Here is an 18424-nt window from a genome sequence, read left to right as displayed (position 1 = left end):
AACGTGACGACAGAGTGGCATAGGCAGCTCTGTTTATTTAGCTAATGGTTCAATGATGATTAGTTAGAGTCTATCAATTGGTAAAGATGTTATCTGAGGTGGTATAGATTAGATGAATAATTCAAAAGCAATCTTATCAGCATTACTGTTTACGTTAGGTGTTGTCAGCGTGCCTGCATTGCACGCTGCACCCAATGATACAGCGGTGGCGACAGATAGCACCTCGAATCTGCAAAACCGTAGTGTCGAAGAGTTGGTGGCCGTTGCTAAAGCAAGCGAGTCTAACGAAGCAATCAATGATGCTGTATTAAATAACGATGCTATCAATGAAGCGGTGTTCGGCAACGATGCTATCAGTCAAAACGTAGATAACCAAAGTACAGCAAATGATACAGCCAATGCCCAAACAACCGCTCAGCCACCTGTACGCTCAAGTGCCGAGGGTGTTGACGCTGATAAGTTGATACTCAATGAACCAGTCGTTGATCAAGCCAATATTTTAAATCCTCAAGAAAAGCTACGTCTAGAGGCTCAGCTTCGAAGTATCTATCAGCAGGGATTAGCACAAGCAGCGGTGGTTATCGTACCAACTACCAATGGCGTACCAATATTTGATTATGCCTTGCAAGTTGCTGAGAAGTGGGAACTGGGTGATGAAGCTATCGATGACGGTCTGCTAATTGTGGTCGCTGTCAATGACCGTGATATGTATATCCTAACGGGTTACGGGCTAGAAGGTGTCTTACCAGATGCGGCGGTTAACCGTGTCATTCGAGAAGATATCACGCCGTTATTTAAGCAAAATAACTATGGTGCAGGGATAATCGCTGGCGTTGAATCGCTCAAAACACGCCTGACCGCTGATCCTGAGGTCTTGGCTCGTGCTGATGAGCAAGCTGCAGAGCGCACTGCTCAACAAGGCTCAAATGAGCTACCATCACCTACTTTCTTATTTATTATGGCATTGGTATTTGGTGGTGTTATTACCAGTATCTTTGGGCGCGTGTTTGGTTCTACTATAACCGCTGGTGGTTTTTTTGTGGGATCATTAGCCTTGGGTGGCAGCTTCATTATGACATCTATTATGACGATATTTATATGGCTGTTTTTGATATTTGCTAGTGGTGGCGGTGGAAAAGGCGGCGGCGGTAAAGGTGGGCGCAGAGGCGGCATGATTTTCTTACCCGGTATGGGCGGCGGTAGTGGAGGCGGCTTTGGCGGTGGTGGTTTCGGAGGCGGCGGCTTTGGCGGTGGCGGCGGTGGTTTCGGCGGCGGCGGTGCAGGTGGCTCGTGGTAAGTATTCCACATACGCAAACAAAATAAACTCTACATAACCATCGAAAACGACGTACTTGAGGAAATAATATAATGGTAGAAGACAACGCTTCAAACCCCAGTTTTGCCCGCTGGTGGCGCCAAGTTTTGTTCGTCCCTTTATTACATAGTAAGTGGCTAACAACAGAGTCCAAGGCGCGTTTAACAGATGCTGTGACACGAGCTGAGCGTGGGCATCGTGGTGAGGTGTTCTTAATTGTAGAAAACCATCTGCCTATCCAAGAAGCTTATCGCATGAACTGCCGTGAGCGTGCGATTGATTTGTTTAGCGAATATCGCGTCTGGGATACTGAAGAAAACACAGGTGTCTTAATCTACGTCAATATATGCGAGCATAAACTAGAGATTGTCGCAGACCGAGGTATCAGCGCTCATGTGAGTCCAACAGTATGGAATGCAATGTGCGAAAAGGCGGTATCTGGTATCGCTACTCAAAAGACAGAAGAGAGCTTGGCTGAATTGTTGGATGAAGTGGGGCAGGTATTACGTCAATACTATCATTTAGAGCACGATCCAGAAGGCAATGAGCTGTCTGATACAGTGGTATTTTTAAAGTAGTTTGCGCCTTATACGGTTGTGTTAAGAAGGCTGCTTTTATAAGTAGCTTGTCTATACGGTCAAAGGGTTTTGTTTTAGGCGATATGCTTTTAGTGTTAAAATAACTCTTCTGGGACAGATAACGCCTCATATATGCATGGTTTGATTATCCTATTGTGCAACATTTACTAGGGCTCGTCTCGATAACACCATTATTGGAATACTATGATTGAATTAATAAAGAAACTACCGAAAGCCGAACTTCATCTACATATTGAAGGTTCGCTAGAGCCTGATCTGATGTTTAGATTGGCCAAAAAGAACAATGTAGAGATACCTTATGACAGCGTAGAAGACGTGCGCGCCGCCTATAACTTTAACAATCTGCAAAGTTTTTTAGATATTTACTATGCGGGTGCAAATGTCCTGCTCACCAAAGATGATTTCTATGATTTGACATGGGAATATATTCTTAGATGTGTCGAAGATAATGTCATCCACACAGAGATATTCTTTGATCCGCAGACACATACCGAACGCGGCGTGCCTTTTGAAGCGGTCATTACAGGTATCAAAGAAGCGCTTGCAGATGCCAAAGCAAAATACGGTATCACGTCATGCATTATCATGTGTTTCTTGCGCCATTTATCGCAAGAAGAAGCGTTTGAGACATTAGAGCAAGCGCTGGATTATAAAGACGACATTATCGGTGTTGGTCTTGATTCATCAGAATTGGGTAACCCGCCATCGAAATTTAAGGAAGTCTTCCAAAAAGCCAAAGAAGAAGGCTTTAAGTTGGTTGCTCATGCAGGCGAAGAAGCGGACTTTTCATACATCTACGAAGCGTTAGATTTATTGAATATCAATAGAATCGATCATGGTGTGCAGTCTATAAAAAGCCCAGAGTTGATGCAAAGGCTCAAAGATGAGCAAATGCCATTGACCGTTTGCCCGAATTCAAATATCGAGCTAAAAGTCTTTGAGACTTATAAAGAGCACAATATCAAAGAGCTTTTAGATTACGGTCTAAATATCAGCGTTAACTCAGATGATCCAGCGTATTTCAAAGGCTACGTGAATCAAAACTTTATCAATCTATATGAAAATCTACCGATTACGGAAGACGATGTTATTACTTTGGTAAAAAACTCGTTTAAATCGGCATTTATCAGTGACGAGTTAAAAGAAGCTTACTTAGCGAGAGTTGATCTTGCATTGAAATAAGCTACAACGAGCTTGTTTTTAACAGTGAAGGCTTAACGGTTTCTATAAATCATTAAGCCTTTTTTATCATCTATAATTCAGTAAACCTATAAATAGTAGTGTTTATAAAGTAGTAATCTCTGCTATAAGCAGTGGCAGTATTACTCCAGCCTTTTCTGCTAATGTGATATCGACAATAGTATTTGGCGTTGGGTCAGGGTTTATCTCAATAATTTTCGCGCCATTTTGTTTGGCTAGCTGTGATAGTCCAGCAGCCGGATAAACCAAGCTTGATGTACCGATACTGATAAATACCTCGCAATTAGCTGCAGCATCTTCGGCAGTTTGCCATGCCTGTACAGGTAGAGCTTCGCCAAACCAAACAATATCTGGTCTGATGTAACCGTCGCAATGCGGACAGTTAAGCAGTGTTTCATCAAAGTTCATTGTGCCTTGATTATCGTATGATGCTCTCGATTGATCTTGATAAGGTATCTCACACTGACCACAGCGGTTGCGCCACAGATGACCATGCAGGTGAGTCACTGCGCTACCAGCTTGCTCGTGCAAATCATCGACATTTTGGGTGATGAGTGTCACCTGCTGATCGGAGGTTTGCGCATGATACTGCCACTGAGCCAACGCATGATGGGCTGGATTTGGTGCTTTGTCTGCGACCATTTGCCGACGCCATTGATACCATGACCACACCAGCTTTGGATCACGAATGAACGCTTCAGGGGTAGCTAAGTCTTCGACACCGTAATTCTCCCACAGTCCTGTTTGCTTATCTCGAAATGTTGGGATGCCGCTTTCTGCTGAAATGCCAGCCCCAGTCAAAATGCAGATACGCTGTTTGGATGCCAGTAGTTGTGCTGCAAGTTTTACTTCTGCTATTAACGCTGGTGATAATTCTGCTAACATGAGCCAACCCTTGCTAATAATGGATGTTTTTACTTATGATAGACGGTATTTGGTGGCTTGTCATATTGTTCGCTGTCATCGCAGTTTTATGGTTCGTGGCAAAATCGCGCGGTGCAAAAGTAGGCGAAAAGCATAGCGGCGCAAAATCAAAAAATGCAACACCGAATGATGCGCTGCAAAAAACATCAGCGATATTAAAACAGCATTTTGCTGATTATCGAGTCACACGTAAGGCAAATCATTTGCTCGTTAGCAAACAAGATAAAAAAATTGCAATGATTACGATTGATAAAAAGATTGTTGAAGGTCAGCGCCGTTTGGGTGATGTGCCAGTGATTAATTATCATCGTATACCTAGCCGTGCACAATTGACTGCCAATCTACAGGACGCAGAGTAATTTTGCTATATAGTCAATCCTCTATAAATTGGCTACGGTGTCAGTCTCGCTCAGTCTACTACTTGTAATACTTTCACTCGGCTTCCTTGTATCCAAATTATACTGAATCGACTATAGGTGAGAGCCATAGAAGTATGCGCGCGCAGAAAAACCGCAAGCATTTTGAAGTGTAGGTTTGATGAGTATAGGTAGTTTAAGATAGTACTAAGGGCAGGTTAGAGTGAGATTGTAATTAGACTACCTGATGCTAGCGCATCCAAAGTACTACAAGAACAGCATGAAAAATTAGGCGATTATAGTTATTGTACTGAATGTGCTGAAAACTTAATGGAAGCTTCTGGCGGTCAAGGCAAAGTTATTATTTTTGGTTCAAAAGATGCAAAATGGGATGATGGTTATTCTTGGGGGCTTAATGAAACAAGTCCTAACTTAAATATACCTACTAAAACCACCAATAATGCTGAATATACGTATCATTCAGTTTATACAGACGGTAAGTATATATATGATCCTTTTGTATCTGATAAACCTATTCCACAAAGTGACTATACACAAATATTAAAGGATAAAAATCCTAACGGGGTATCATGGCGAATTAAAGGTGAGACAGACTCACCTGATATCCCAGAGCTTAAGAAAGGAGGTTTTTAATGGAACAGGATGAAGATAGAAATATTGGTAATAGATTTAGATTTACTTTAATTCAATATGTAAGAACAGGTTGGTGGCGTATTAGTAATAAATATGGTGAAGACAACTATATTCTTTGCTTAGTTTTCCACACTCATACAGATGATGGTGATAAAACAGAAGCACTTATTCGTCCATTACTTAACGATTTCTGGTTTTTTGATCGTTTTGCCTCTAACCGCTTTTTACTTTGTTCAGAGTTATATCATCAACTGTCAATTATCGAGAAAAGAGATATACAGTATATTAATGAAAAATATCCCAATCTTGGTTATGAAACAGGTATCGAATTAAGAAAATTAATAGAAAGAATTGATAAAACAGAAGATAGATAAATAGCTGTCTTACTTGTGAGAATAAAAATTAAAAGATAAAGCAATGAAACGACTCAAATCAACGTTATTAACTGAACTAGATGGCAGATGGTATTACCAGCGTCAAACTTACACTGGGATTTTATTTTTTGATAAAGAAAATTACTTAATAGAAGCTTTCGAGGTTACAGATGGTGTAATAACTAAACCTTATACGCCTATTTGCCAATATAAGCCTATTTCATATCCACAAATAGATTGTAGTGATTTCTGGAATATAGATGAAGACGACTATGGTTGTGGGATGTTTCCGCAACGTTACATGGGTGAACCATATCATGGTATATCTTATACTTTCTTAAATGGTATATGTAAAAGTGAATCATACACAGATGAGAAAGGACAAACTTTTAATTCAATATTATGGTATGAAAATAAAGAAGACCCTTATGAATTTGAATTAAATTATGCTAATTATGAGAGTGGGAGCTACGTATATACGGAGTGTTTTTCCTTAGAAGAAAGCATAGACTCTGGAAGCTTTTCTTATAGGAAGTATGACGAGAGAGATAGTAATAAAAGACTGAAGCATATTTTCGTAAGTAATAACTTTAGAACCGATAGAATGACAGGGTTTGGTGCTGCTGGTAATGAAATTCAAGAAAAAGACTATCTTAAATGTCCTTTTTCTCTACCTAAATATTTTGAATTGCTAGAGAACTACAAGACATTGAAAATGAATAGCAATTGGTTCAGAATTTGGCTTAGCGATGATATTAATGAGTCATTAGTTAGAGAATGGATATTGAATGAATCTCTTGCTGAGACAGAGTCTATTTTGGTATTAGATATTGAACATCTTGATACCTTAATTTTTTTCAATGATAAAATTAACCTCCCATACTTGAAGAGATTAGAATTGAAAAATAGCCAGCTTGCTGGAAAAGATACTTTTGATCAAAAAGAAATGGATAAAGTTGACGCATTAAAAGCAACTCATCCACATTTTGAGGTAGTAACAAATTGATTTGCCTAATTCTAGATGTGTATTATCAAGAAACCGATGCTATTACAGCAACTGTTGCAGGTATTCGCTTTGAAGGCATTGAGCAATCCCGTATTCTAAATGAATATACTGTAGAAGTTAATGACGTTGCGCCTTATGAGTCAGGGCAATTTTATAAAAGAGAAATGCCTTGCTTACTGGCTTTGATTAACCAGATTGACGAACCTTTTGATGTAATTATCATAGACGGCTATGTATTTCTGGATAGTGTTGGAAAAGCAGGATTAGGCAAATATCTGTATGATCACCTAGCTAATACAAAGCCCATCATCGGTATCGCTAAAAATCATTTTTATGACATTACAGAAGACTATGCCGTTTGGCGAGGAATAAGTAAGCGCCCTCTATATGTCACCAGTATTGGTATAAATATTACAACGGCGAAAGAGATGGTCAGTGAAATGGAAGGTGAACATCGAATACCTAAAATGGCCGCTGATGTAGATAAACTCGGGCGTCATCTAAAAACAAGCTAAAAAACTTCAGAAATAGAGCAAGATATAATTATACAAGACAACGTACTATCTTGTTTTATCAGACTGATTTATTTGAAGCTAATAGTACTAGTAACGACATTACTGCATAAGAAGTAGTGTCACAATAAAATAGTGGTGCGCTCGGCGGGAATCGAACCCACGACCCTCGGCTTCGGAGACCGATACTCTATCCAACTGAGCTACGAGCGCATATGATAACGATATGTCTGACTATCACGCTTAGATGCGCATGATAATTAGCATAAGGTGTCTAGAAATAAAGACCGCTTAGTCTAACAAATAAAAAGCACAAAGCCAATAAATGACAGTCGCGATTGAGGTTTTTTAAGAAAAAACAGCCAAGTCATTAAACAAGCATGGCAATTTACCTGCCTTTTCCCTTATAATGTTGGGGAGAATTCATATTTATAATCACCGATTGCAAGTGCGCTGGCACGCGGGATGGCTGTCTGCTATTGAAGACTTAGAGGTCGTCAAAGGAGGACAGACAGAATGTCCGAGCCGTGCTAGTCCTTGTATACGTAATAAGAGAACGTGACGAATGAGAAAAGTAGTTATGTTATCGGCAGCTGCCATTCTAGGAATCGCTAGTATCGCGGTGAGCCAAGCTGAAGATGTTGTAGACACTCCTGTAACTGCGTCAGACGTAGCAGAAGGCCAAGAGGTCGTAGAAGCTGCTCCTGAAACGCTAGGTGACGATACCCAAGCTGCTGCAGATACGACAGATGGTGCTGCGTCGACTGACGAAGCCGCTCCAGCAGAAGGCGAAGAAACTGCCGCTGCAGCACCTGCCGCTGATGAAGAGCCAATTCCACAAGATACGCCGCAAGTACAGAAGCTAATTGCTTTGTATCCTAATCTGATTGCACGTATCCAACCTGTTGCCAATATCTGTTTTGAAGACGGTGAAGCTTGTGATGTAACGGCACGCTCATCTGGCCCAGCTGCTGGCGACGGTCCTCGTGACGGTAAAGCGGTATATAACGCCGTATGCCATACTTGTCATACAGCAGGCTTGCTAGGCTCTCCTATCTTTGGTGATGCTGGCGCTTGGGGTCCACGTATTGCAAAAGGTAAAGATACGCTATATACCCATGCTATCAATGGTTTCAATGCGATGCCTGCTAAAGGTGGTGCGGATATTCCTGATGAAGAAGTTCAAAATGCCGTAGATTATATGGTCGCAGAAGCAAGCTAATCTTTGTTGATTACCTTCCAAGCTTTTACGATAGTTATCTATAAAGCGCCTATTTCAGTGATGAGATAGGCGCTTTTTCATGATGAGTATTATTAATATGGTACTTCGAATATAAGGCAGTTGAAATTCTCCATGAGTAGCCTCATTTTATGAGATTAGTTCGTTTATTACCGTACATTGTCACCTTTAGATAGTAGAGTGTGTTGAACATTCTTATACGGCTTTTGCCTATATGATAATGATAGTCGAATGTTCAACACGGCCTATTATTCTAAAATCGCATTTTATATAAATTGATAACAAATAAAGAGGTCTTCATGTCTGATGCACCAGCACTCTCCATAAAAAACCTATCCAAGACCTACGATAATGGGTTTTCGGCATTAAAAGGGGTTGATTTAACAGTACCACAAGGTGGATTCTTTGCGTTACTTGGGCCAAATGGCGCAGGTAAATCTACCATGATTGGTATTATTAGCTCATTGTTTAAGCCAACCACCGGTAGCGTCCATATTTTCGGTACAGACCTATTAGAGAACCCTTCGATTGCCAAGCAATACCTCGGCGTTGTACCGCAAGAGTTTAACTTTAATATGTTTGAAAAAGTCGAAGATATCCTGATTACGCAAGCCGGTTATTTTGGTATTCCGGCAAAAGAAGCCAAACCACGCGCAAAGAGACTATTAACCGCGCTAGGATTATGGGATAAACGCGATAGCAAATCACGTGAGCTATCTGGTGGTATGAAACGCCGTTTGATGATTGCCCGTGCATTAATTCATAAACCAAAGCTATTAATTCTTGATGAGCCAACGGCGGGTGTTGATATCGAGCTTCGCCGCTCAATGTGGGAATTCATGCAGCAGATTAATATCGAAGAGAACACCACTATTATTCTGACGACTCATTATCTCGAAGAGGCTGAGCAATTGTGTAAACGTATTGCGATCTTGGATCACGGCGAGATTCGAATCAATACGGAAATGAAAGAACTACTGGCGCAGTTGTCGGTAGAGACGTTTGTATTTGATTTAGATACGCCGCTCACTGAGCAGTTGGCTCTGACAGGAGTTACAGGAGTCTCGCAACCAGATGAGCAAACGCTAGAAGTTACCTTGACAGAAGGTGAGTCACTAAACGGTGTCTTTGATCAGTTGTCTGATAAAGGTATCAGTGTGGCGAGTATGCGCAATAAAGCCAACCGACTAGAAGAGTTATTTATGCGCTTAGTAGACAAAAACATTCAGAGTGCAGATAGCATGAAGGAGGCGGGATTATGAGTCAAGAACTAGTCGATCATAATAAAACAATGTCATTGAGTAAGAAGTGGATTGCGTTTCGTACTATTTGGTTCAAAGAAGTGCGCCGTATTTTACGTATCTGGCCGCAGACGTTGTTACCGCCAGTTATCACGATGAGTTTGTATTTTGTCATCTTTGGTAAGATGATTGGCTCGCGCGTGGGTGAGATGGGCGGCGTGCCATACATGCAGTTTATCGTGCCTGGTTTGATCATGATGTCGATCATTACCAACAGTTACTCTAACGTGGTCTCAAGCTTTTTTAGTGCCAAGTTCACGTCCAGTATCGAAGAGCTTTTGGTCTCGCCAGTATCCAAGCATGCTATTTTGATGGGTTATATCAGTGGTGGTATCTTCCGTGGTCTGGCCATCGGTGTGATTGTCTCGATAGTGGCGCTGTTCTTTACTGATCTTGGTATCGAGCATTTATTTGTGACCGTATTTACCGTACTTGGCACGTCTATCTTGTTTTCGTTAGGCGGTTTTATCAATGCGGTATTTGCACGCTCGTTTGATGATATCTCTATTATACCAAGCTTCGTATTGACACCATTGACCTATCTTGGCGGTGTGTTTTACTCGATGGAGAATTTATCGCCATTTTGGCAAAATATCTCGCTACTGAACCCTATCGTCTATATGGTCAACTCGTTCCGTTACGGTATTCTCGGCTACTCTGATGTCAATGTTTGGTATTCGATGGCGGCTATTTTTGTGTTCTGTGCGATATTTTATACCATCGCTTATCGCTTGCTAAGTAACGGATCGCGCGTGCGTTTATAGTGTATATGATTCGCTAAGCATATTATTATTTAGAGCAAATTTTAAACGGTTTAATATTAGGAAGACAGATGAGTATTCATGGTATCTTGGGTGAGCAAACCACAGACTATCCAACTGAGTATAGCCCAGAGACGCTATATCCGATTGCGCGCAGCATGGGACGTGATGCGATTGGTTGGCAAGACGATAAGCTAACCGTTGGTGTCGATTGGTGGCAGGCTTTTGAGATATCTTGGTTAAATCCGCAAGGTATCTCGCAAGTAGCGATTGCACGCTTTAGCATTCCTGCTAGCTCACCGTTTATCGTAGAATCAAAATCGCTTAAGTTATATTTGAATAGTATTAACTTTACCGAGTTTGTCAGCTGGAATGACGTACAAGCGTTGATTGCGAAAGACTTGTCAGCTTGTTTGCAAACAGACGTACAGGTAGCGTTATTTGGTCTAAACGATGATCTAGATGGTAACGAAACGGCGTTATTGATTGCTCAGCCTGAGGGTGTTTGTATTGATGAGGCACTAGCAGGCAACACGGATAAAGTTGCGTTAACTGAACATCCTGATGCGTCATTGCTAAGTGCTAGCGAAGCAATAGAGGCGAGTAGTGAAAGCATGGTGAATGATGGTACGCAGCCGTATACCTTTTATTCCAATCTACTGCGTAGTAATTGCCCAGTGACCAATCAACCAGATTGGGGTACGTTGGCCGTATCGATTACGACTGACAAGCCTTTTAATAATGCAGATATGCTGCGTTATATGTTGAGCTTCCGTCAGCACAATGGTTTTCATGAGCAGTGTGTTGAGCAGATATTTGCTGATTTGAGCCAATACTATCAGCCAAGTGAGCTAATGGTACGGGCGTGGTATACGCGCCGCGGTGGTATCGATATTAATCCTTGCCGTGTCAGTGATATCCGTTTATTGCCTAAGCCAAGCCGTTTAATCCGCCAGTAAGTTCTCGCTAAAAACACAGTGTTAATAAAAATACAATGCTAAATAGTTTTTAAGCCCATAAAAAAGCGCCTATCTCACATGATGAGATAGGCGCTTTTTGTTATAGAGTCTTCAATTACAAGACTATTTACCGCTTACTTTTGCCATGACTTCTTCACGGCTCAGCATTTGCTTTTCGACTTCACGGCGATTGACGTACTCATACTTGTCTTCAGCCAAGTTGCGATCAGAGATGACGATACGATGCGGTATACCAATCAACTCAAGATCAGCAAACTTAACGCCTGGGCGCTCGTTACGATCGTCCAGTAGTACGTTGATGCCTTGAGCTTTCAACTCTTCATACAGGGCGGTTGCCGTCTGCATGACCGTCTCTTCTTTAGACTTCATCGGGATGATAGCGACTTCAAAAGGAGCGATTGAATCATCAACCGTTGGTGTTTTTGGCCACATGATGCCGTTTTCATCATTGTTCTGCTCGATAGCAGCGGCAATAATACGGCTAACGCCAATACCATAACAGCCCATCATCAAGGTGACAGGTTTGCCATCTTCGCCAGAAACCGTACAGTTCATCGCTTGTGAGTATTTATCACCCAACTGGAATATATGACCGACTTCGATACCGCGTTTGATTTTTAGGCTGCCTTTACCATCAGGAGAAGGGTCGCCTTCTTGTACATTGCGTACATCAACGATGCGAGTAATGCGAGTATCACGTGCCCAGTTCATACCGATAGTATGTTTGTTCACTTCATTGGCACCGCAGACAAAATCTGACAGCGCCGCTGCTGAACGATCAACGAATACAGGCATATCTAAATTAACGCCGATATAGCCTTTGTGCAGACCTGCCGCTTTTAGCTCTTCGTCAGATGCTAACGTCAATGGTACGTTGGCTTCTTCGATTTTCTCAGCTTTGATAGTGTTGAGCTGATGATCGCCGCGCAATACGATAGCAATCAGTTGTGGCTCATCATTCTCAGTATGACCATGAACGATCAAGGTTTTAACCGTCGTTTCTAACGGGATGTCCAAGTGTTCAGCAACCATTTTACAGCTGGTCATGCCTTCGGTTAGAACGTCTTCACGCTCCATTTTCGGCGGTTGACGCTCAGCGGTGCTGACAGATTCTGCTAGCTCAACGTTGGCTGCATAGTCAGATGAGTCCGAAAACGCAATATCGTCTTCGCCGCTATCTGCCAATACATGGAACTCATGTGAAGCAAAACCACCGATAGAGCCTGTATCTGCTTGTACCGCACGGAAGTCTAAGCCCAAGCGGGTAAAGATGCGTGTATAAGCGTCATACATATCATGGTAAGTCTTGGCCAATGAGGCTTGATCCACATGGAAAGAGTAGGCATCTTTCATGGTGAATTCACGTGCGCGCATCACACCGAAGCGTGGACGAATCTCGTCACGGAATTTACCTTGAATCTGAAAGAACGTAATCGGTAGTTGTTTATAACTACGTAGCTCGCCTTGTGCTAGATTGGTGATGACTTCTTCGTGCGTTGGACCAAGTACAAAGTCGCGATCATGACGGTCTTTGAAGCGCAATAACTCAGGACCATAATCATCAAAACGTCCGGTCGTCTGCCAAAGCTCAGCAGGCTGAGTCATCGGCATTAGCACTTCTTGTGCACCAACGTTTTGCATCTCTTCACGAACAATGCGTTCGACCTTTTGCAAGACGCGCAGACCCATAGGCAACCAAATATATAATCCAGAAGCAATCTTGCGGATAAGACCAGCACGCACCATCAATTGGCTTGAGGCAATGTCGGCGTCACTTGGGGTTTCTTTTAGTGTGGCAAATAAAAATTGACTGGCTTTCATAAATAAAGCGTAACCTTATCAACGATAAAAAAATAAGAAATAGTAGGATGTTGAGCGTATGGCTAATCGTTTCATTGCCGCCGCAAGCTTACCTTTATCACTTAGCAATAATCTAGGGTATTTCCTAGTTACCAACCTGCTTATATACAAAGCAAATCAGTAAAAACCACTCTCATAAAAGAGAGGCAAATTTGATTTGATGTATCAATATGCCAAAAATGCAATATATTCAGGTTAAAACCCTAATCAATGCTTTAAGACTGACATTTTATTCATACAATCTGACTATGTTAGGTAAAGTTCGCCTAAGACGCAATGACTTTTTGTCTTTTCAGACCGAACGTGACGTAAAGGCTTCAATAAGGGGTAAATAATTGAGCTATTCGTATGATTTTATAGCGAAAGCACTGATTACTGGAGAGATAGTTTATCAAGAGGATTGTGTAGAGGTTTATGGATAAAGTTATGTAGAGGAATGGTAGCCAATACTTGAAGTTACTGCACAATAGTCGCATTTATAGACTAAGCATCTGTTCCATTTTTACAACGCTCTTAGCCTTACCAAACGATGCAATATTATAAAGGTAGCTTCTATGGATAATCCTGATATGAATAACGCTAATGCCACTCAAAAGCCTGAGAAACGTCCTATTGCGACAATGTCGTGGGTGATATTACTTGTCGGTCTAGCAGCGATTGTTTTTGCTATTTATAGTGCGCAAAACAAACCAGAAGAAGCGCCGATAGAAACTATTACTCGCGAAGGCGTGGTTACGCAAATTCAGCAGTTAAACCGCTTACATACCGTCGCATTCAGTGTCGATACAGTGATTACGAGCGAGCGGCCGGGAAGTTGGATGAAACTATGGCAAGACGAGCAAAAGGCATTGTTTATCGCTCATGGTCGCGTAGAGGCAGGCGTTGATCTGAGTGCGTTGACGCCTGAGATGGTACAAGTGGTGCAACCTGCTCCAGCTAATGCGGATGAAGAGCAAGTAGCTGATCCCAACTCTCCAGCTGCCACTATGCCACAAATCAATATTACCTTACCGCCTACAGAGATATTTTCAGTATATCTGGATGATATTGAGATTTACGACTGGCAGACAGGCGCCTTTGGCATGATGCAAGTCGATCCTAAGATATTGGCGCAAGCACAAACCATGGCAAAAAAAGAAGTGTTAGAGCGTGCCTGCCGAGGAGATGTCATGAATATGGCGCTGCAAAATGCTCAAACGCAATTGCAGCAGCTGTTTGCACTTACGGGAGCGGTAGTGACGGTTACCACTCAGGGTGCAGGCGCGTGCCAGTTGCCAGTCACTACCAATAGCTAGTCTGCTGGTTGTTTTTTTAGACTTAAGCCTCTTTTTTAAACTCAGCAATAGCTAGCTTGCGTGCTGATTTATGCTCGACCATTGGCGCAGGATAGTCGACATCAGAAAACTTACCACCTTTTGCCAATTCTTTACGCATCTTGTCTTCGTTGTGCAAGATACTGTTAGGAATATCTTTTAACTCTGGTAGCCAAGTTTTAATAAACAGAGCTTTAGGATCGTGCGTATTGGCTTGGCTAAAGGGGTTCATAATACGGAAGTAGGGCGCTGAGTCCGTACCTGTCGATGCGCTCCATTGCCAGCCGCCGTTATTGGAGGCAAAATCGCCATCTATCAGCTGCTGCATAAAGTAGCGCTCACCCAAGCGCCAATCAATCAATAAGTCCTTTGTCAAAAACATCGCGGTGACCATTCGCAAGCGATTGTGCATAAATCCTGTCGCATTTAGGCAACGCATTGCTGCATCTACGAGCGGCACGCCTGTTTTGCCAGTGCACCATGTCTCAAAATCATCATTGTCATATGACCAATTAACTTTAGTGTCAGTATCTTCTTTATAAGCCTTATGACGGATCAGGTTTGGTTTTTCTACTAGCACATGACGATAAAAGTCTCGCCACGCAAGCTCACTTATCCAGCGATTGATGTCTTCGTTATCACTGTCATTACCGTGTAGCTTCTCTTGTGCTTTGCTCGCCTGTAAATAGCAGAATCTAGGACTGATAGAGCCTATAGTGAGGTAAGCCGATAGCTGACTGGTTGCGTGCAGATGGGGGACATCACGGCTCACATCATAATTATTGATATCATCATCGACGAATGACTCTAGACGCTGGCAAGCGGCAGACTCACCTGCAGGATAGGCGTCTCTTGCTTGGTCAAGCTGAGCTGTCATATCGATATGCTGCAATGACTCATTCTTTTCTAATGTCTGCTGGTAGTCACTCAGCATTTTTTCACTTAGTGATTTGATATCGTCGATTGTATTAGCAAACGTTTGCGATGATGGTAGTTTGATTTTATAATCGCTATCCACTGCGGATGCTTCATGCATTTGGATAGTGCTGACGTCCAACGTATGTCGCCATTTTTTATAAAATGGGGTGAAGACCTTATACATACTATCGCCATCATTGGTCGTGATACTTTGCGGTGGCAAAATGCACTGGTCATGCCAGCGCACGAACTCGATGTCGTTTTTTACAAGTTGTTTGCTTAACTGCTTATCACGGTCAATCTCATTGCCTTCGTACTCGTGATTGGCCATGATGCAGCTGATTTCATTGTTATTGCATAAAGTCGTGAGCGCTTCTATACAGTCAGCAAAGCTTGGGCAGAGCTGTACTGTTAAAGTGATATTCAGGTTTGATTGCAATTCCTTTGCTAGAATAGGTAGCGTGCTAGCAATGTGATCGACTTGTACAAGGGAGGTATCATGCGCCTGCCACTGCTCAGGGGTTAAAAAGAATACGGCAGACACTGAAGCGTTGTCTTCTTTTGCACGTTCACAAAGCGCTGCTAAAGCAGTATTGTCATGGATACGTAGGTCACGACGAAACCACATCAGGTAATGCGGTGGATTTTTGCTAGTAGCATTGTCGTCAGTATCAGTAGCGGCTGTCTGTGCAGTCTTAGACATCAAAGTATCCCTATATTAATCAATCGCAATCATAAACAAAACTAAGGATAAAAGTATGCTAGGATAAGTTTTTGGATGCAATGGCTTTGCCGTTTGGTTAACAAAACCTCATCACATCTAACGATTTATCTTTAGCTTGAACCTATCTGATGCCGCTATAATCGGTGTCATATTCAGTACCATGAAACGCAAGGTCACAAAATGCACGTTAAGTTTTGCGGGTTTACTCAGCTTAGTGATATACAGACTGCTGCACAGTTAGGTGCAGATGCAGTGGGTTTGGTGTTTTATCCACCAAGTCCACGTGCGGTCACAATAGCGCATGCGCAAACTCTGAGCGCTGCCGTACCTGCTTTTGTCAGCGTGGTGGCACTGGTAGTCAATATGCCCAAAGATGAGCTGCTCAAATTAGCAAACAACGTCTCTTTTGATATTATCCAGTTCCATGGTGATGAGACACCTGAGCAGTGTCAACAGCTGGCAGGTATGGTCAATAAACGTTGGATCAAAGCCTTGCGTATCAATACAGAGCAAGACAGTCTCGATAGCGTTCGCGCCCAAATTAACCAGTTTACGACCGCAGGTGCCAGTAGTATTTTATTGGATGCTTATCATCAGCATAAGTATGGCGGTACTGGCGCACGTTTTGACTGGAGTCTCATTCCACATGACAGCGCACTGCCAATCGTTTTAGCCGGTGGACTTGATGCCGATAATGTTGCCACTACATTAGATTTGCCTATTTATGGCGTCGATGTGAGTGGTGGTATTGAGGTTGATAAAGGTAAAAAAGACGCTGCCAAAATGCGTGCCTTTATGAAAGCGGTCAAGCGCGATCGATGGCAAAACGCTACGGTCACTGGCGCCATCTAAGTAGGTGTGTATCTAGCTATTTGCGATAAATAATCTGCTTAGTTGATCGTTATTCCGATTTTTCTGCTTAAATCTTATTAGATTGTTATCCTTTTTATTATTTTCTCTCTATTTATCTAAAGTTATCTAAAAAATACCACTTATTACAGTAGGAATTATCATGAGTCATGTCGAGAACAAAGATTTATCTGCTACCGCACAATCGGTTAATACTTTTACCAATCCTGAAAACGTACAGGACTTTAACCAGTATCCTGATGCGCGCGGTCATTTCGGTGTACATGGGGGGCGTTTTGTCTCTGAGACGCTAATGGCTGCTCTAGAAGAGCTAGAAACGCTTTATACCAAAGTAAAAGCAGACCCAGCATTCTGGGAAGAGTATCATAACGATTTGGTCAATTATGTCGGTCGTCCAACGCCGCTGTATCATGCTAAGCGTTTGAGCGATGAGATTGGCGGTGCGCAAATTTACTTCAAACGTGAAGATCTAAACCATACAGGCGCACATAAAGTAAATAACACCATTGGTCAGGCACTGCTTGCCAAAATGTGCGGTAAAAAACGTATCATCGCTGAGACTGGTGCAGGACAGCATGGCGTAGCGACGGCGACAATTGCGGCACGCTTAGGGCTAGAATGTATCGTCTATATGGGTGCTGACGATGTCGAGCGTCAAAAGATGAACGTCTATCGTATGCGCTTACTTGGCGCGACAGTTGTGCCGGTCACTTCTGGCTCACGCACGCTAAAAGACGCGATGAACGAAGCCATGCGTGACTGGGTGACCAATGTCGATAGCACCTATTACATTATCGGTACTGTGGCAGGCCCGCATCCTTATCCACTATTGGTTCGTGACTTCCAAGCGATTATCGGTAAAGAAGCACGTATTCAGCATTTAGAAAAAACAGGCAAAATGCCTGATGCATTGGTTGCGTGCGTTGGCGGTGGCTCAAATGCGATTGGTTTGTTCTTTGATTTCCTAAACGATACCGAAGTTAAAATGTATGGTGTCGAGGCGACAGGTGATGGTATCGAGTCAGGTCGTCATTCAGCACCACTGGCGGCTGGTCGTATCGGCGTGCTACATGGTAACCGTACTTACCTAATGGCAGATGATGATGGCCAGATTCAAGAGACGCATTCTATCTCAGCGGGTCTTGATTATCCTGGTGTCGGTCCAGAGCATAGCTTCTTAAAAGATATGAAGCGTGTTGAGTATGTCGGCTGTACGGACAAAGAAGCGTTAGAAGGCTTCCATGAGGCAACTCGCAAAGAAGGTATCATTCCTGCTCTTGAAACTGCTCATGCTGTCGCTTATGCATTGAAACTGGCTAAAACCATGACGCCTGATCAGACGATTATCGTTAATATGTCAGGTCGCGGTGACAAGGATCTGCATTCAGTGATGAAGGCGGAAGGGATTGAGTTGTAGTAACGAGTATTTGAAATAAGTGATTATTTTCCATAATTGATGGCTAGGCCTTCTACTAAAGAAGTAGAAGGCTAAATAATATAGTTAATGAAATCTTATA

18 protein-coding genes and 1 tRNA gene are annotated in these 18424 nt (G+C 42.5%); 15 read left to right on the top strand and 4 right to left on the bottom strand.

Going from position 1 to position 18424, the window contains the following annotated elements:
• Positions 1–112: 112 nt before the first annotated feature.
• The 3 genes from ACQKC9_RS12310 to ACQKC9_RS12300 all read left to right on the top strand — a co-directional run bounded on the left by ACQKC9_RS12310 (position 113) and on the right by ACQKC9_RS12300 (position 3096).
• Complete coding sequence (locus ACQKC9_RS12310) at positions 113–1297, top strand: TPM domain-containing protein (RefSeq protein WP_427622011.1); 1185 nt, start codon at positions 113–115, stop codon at positions 1295–1297.
• Positions 1298–1368: 71 nt separating this feature from the next.
• Positions 1369–1893, top strand: a complete 525-nt coding sequence (locus ACQKC9_RS12305) for a TPM domain-containing protein (protein WP_427622010.1) — start codon at positions 1369–1371, stop codon at positions 1891–1893.
• 204 nt (positions 1894–2097) lie between these two features.
• On the top strand, positions 2098–3096 hold the full coding sequence (locus ACQKC9_RS12300) for an adenosine deaminase (RefSeq protein WP_427622009.1): 999 nt from the start codon (positions 2098–2100) through the stop codon (positions 3094–3096).
• Between the two features lie 102 nt (positions 3097–3198).
• Here the strand turns inward: ACQKC9_RS12300 and ACQKC9_RS12295 are convergent, their stop codons facing one another.
• Complete coding sequence (locus ACQKC9_RS12295) at positions 3199–3999, bottom strand: SIR2 family NAD-dependent protein deacylase (protein WP_427622008.1); 801 nt, start codon at positions 3997–3999, stop codon at positions 3199–3201.
• 35 nt (positions 4000–4034) lie between these two features.
• Here ACQKC9_RS12295 and ACQKC9_RS12290 point away from each other — a divergent pair, with 35 nt between their 5' ends.
• The 5 genes from ACQKC9_RS12290 (at position 4035) to ACQKC9_RS12270 (ending at position 6943) form a co-directional block, all read left to right on the top strand.
• A complete protein-coding gene (locus ACQKC9_RS12290) occupies positions 4035–4397 on the top strand; it encodes a hypothetical protein (protein WP_427622007.1) in 363 nt (120 codons plus the stop codon).
• 327 nt (positions 4398–4724) lie between these two features.
• Entirely contained in the window at positions 4725–5048 is a 324-nt protein-coding gene (locus ACQKC9_RS12285) for a hypothetical protein (RefSeq protein ID WP_427622005.1), read from the top strand.
• Positions 5048–5422: a hypothetical protein gene (locus ACQKC9_RS12280; RefSeq protein WP_427622004.1), complete on the top strand. Its 375-nt coding sequence runs from the start codon at positions 5048–5050 to the stop codon at positions 5420–5422. Before ACQKC9_RS12285 ends, ACQKC9_RS12280 begins: the two co-directional genes overlap by 1 nt.
• Before the next feature lie 43 nt (positions 5423–5465).
• The gene (locus tag ACQKC9_RS12275) at positions 5466–6428 is read left to right on the top strand and encodes a hypothetical protein (protein WP_427622003.1); all 963 of its coding nucleotides are present in this window, start codon (positions 5466–5468) and stop codon (positions 6426–6428) included.
• Entirely contained in the window at positions 6425–6943 is a 519-nt protein-coding gene (locus ACQKC9_RS12270) for an endonuclease V (RefSeq protein ID WP_427622002.1), read from the top strand. The genes ACQKC9_RS12275 and ACQKC9_RS12270 overlap by 4 nt, the downstream gene beginning before the upstream one ends.
• A 133-nt stretch (positions 6944–7076) precedes the next feature.
• On the opposite strand, the gene ACQKC9_RS12265 is transcribed toward ACQKC9_RS12270, so the two are convergent.
• Positions 7077–7153: transfer RNA gene (locus ACQKC9_RS12265), tRNA-Arg, on the bottom strand.
• Between the two features lie 352 nt (positions 7154–7505).
• Here ACQKC9_RS12265 and ACQKC9_RS12260 point away from each other — a divergent pair.
• From ACQKC9_RS12260 to queF, 4 genes are all read left to right on the top strand, one after another.
• Positions 7506–8162, top strand: coding sequence for a c-type cytochrome (locus ACQKC9_RS12260; protein ID WP_057758606.1), 657 nt, complete (start codon positions 7506–7508; stop codon positions 8160–8162).
• Positions 8163–8479: 317 nt separating this feature from the next.
• Positions 8480–9442 carry an ABC transporter ATP-binding protein gene (locus ACQKC9_RS12255; protein ID WP_101204942.1) on the top strand — a complete coding sequence of 321 codons (963 nt, stop codon included), beginning with the start codon at positions 8480–8482 and terminating at the stop codon, positions 9440–9442.
• Between the two features lie 29 nt (positions 9443–9471).
• The gene (locus ACQKC9_RS12250) at positions 9472–10245 is read left to right on the top strand and encodes an ABC transporter permease (RefSeq protein ID WP_057762348.1); all 774 of its coding nucleotides are present in this window, start codon (positions 9472–9474) and stop codon (positions 10243–10245) included.
• 68 nt (positions 10246–10313) lie between these two features.
• Complete coding sequence (gene queF / locus ACQKC9_RS12245) at positions 10314–11201, top strand: NADPH-dependent 7-cyano-7-deazaguanine reductase QueF (RefSeq protein WP_427622001.1); 888 nt, start codon at positions 10314–10316, stop codon at positions 11199–11201.
• 123 nt (positions 11202–11324) lie between these two features.
• On the opposite strand, the gene ACQKC9_RS12240 is transcribed toward queF, so the two are convergent.
• Entirely contained in the window at positions 11325–13043 is a 1719-nt protein-coding gene (locus ACQKC9_RS12240; RefSeq protein WP_427621999.1) for a proline--tRNA ligase, read from the bottom strand.
• A 593-nt stretch (positions 13044–13636) separates the two neighbouring features.
• Between ACQKC9_RS12240 and ACQKC9_RS12235 the strand changes: the two genes are divergently transcribed.
• Complete coding sequence (locus ACQKC9_RS12235) at positions 13637–14377, top strand: DUF4230 domain-containing protein (protein ID WP_427621998.1); 741 nt, start codon at positions 13637–13639, stop codon at positions 14375–14377.
• Positions 14378–14399: 22 nt separating this feature from the next.
• On the opposite strand, the gene ACQKC9_RS12230 is transcribed toward ACQKC9_RS12235, so the two are convergent.
• A complete protein-coding gene (locus ACQKC9_RS12230) occupies positions 14400–16016 on the bottom strand; it encodes a cryptochrome/photolyase family protein (RefSeq protein ID WP_427621997.1) in 1617 nt (538 codons plus the stop codon).
• A gap of 171 nt (positions 16017–16187) precedes the next feature.
• On the opposite strand from ACQKC9_RS12230, the gene ACQKC9_RS12225 reads away from it, so the two are divergent.
• Together ACQKC9_RS12225 and trpB are read left to right on the top strand one after the other, a co-directional pair.
• Positions 16188–16889 (top strand): phosphoribosylanthranilate isomerase, encoded by a 702-nt coding sequence (locus ACQKC9_RS12225; RefSeq protein ID WP_427622049.1) that lies wholly within the window; start codon positions 16188–16190, stop codon positions 16887–16889.
• Between the two features lie 160 nt (positions 16890–17049).
• A complete protein-coding gene (gene trpB / locus ACQKC9_RS12220) occupies positions 17050–18324 on the top strand; it encodes a tryptophan synthase subunit beta (protein WP_057758619.1) in 1275 nt (424 codons plus the stop codon).
• Positions 18325–18424: the final 100 nt, after the last annotated feature.

This window comes from Psychrobacter sp. NPDC078409, from assembly GCF_050268505.1.
Classification (GTDB): Bacteria; Pseudomonadota; Gammaproteobacteria; order Pseudomonadales; family Moraxellaceae; genus Psychrobacter.
Note: the sequence above shows the minus strand (reverse complement) of the source record. Positions and strands in the feature narration are given on the sequence as shown.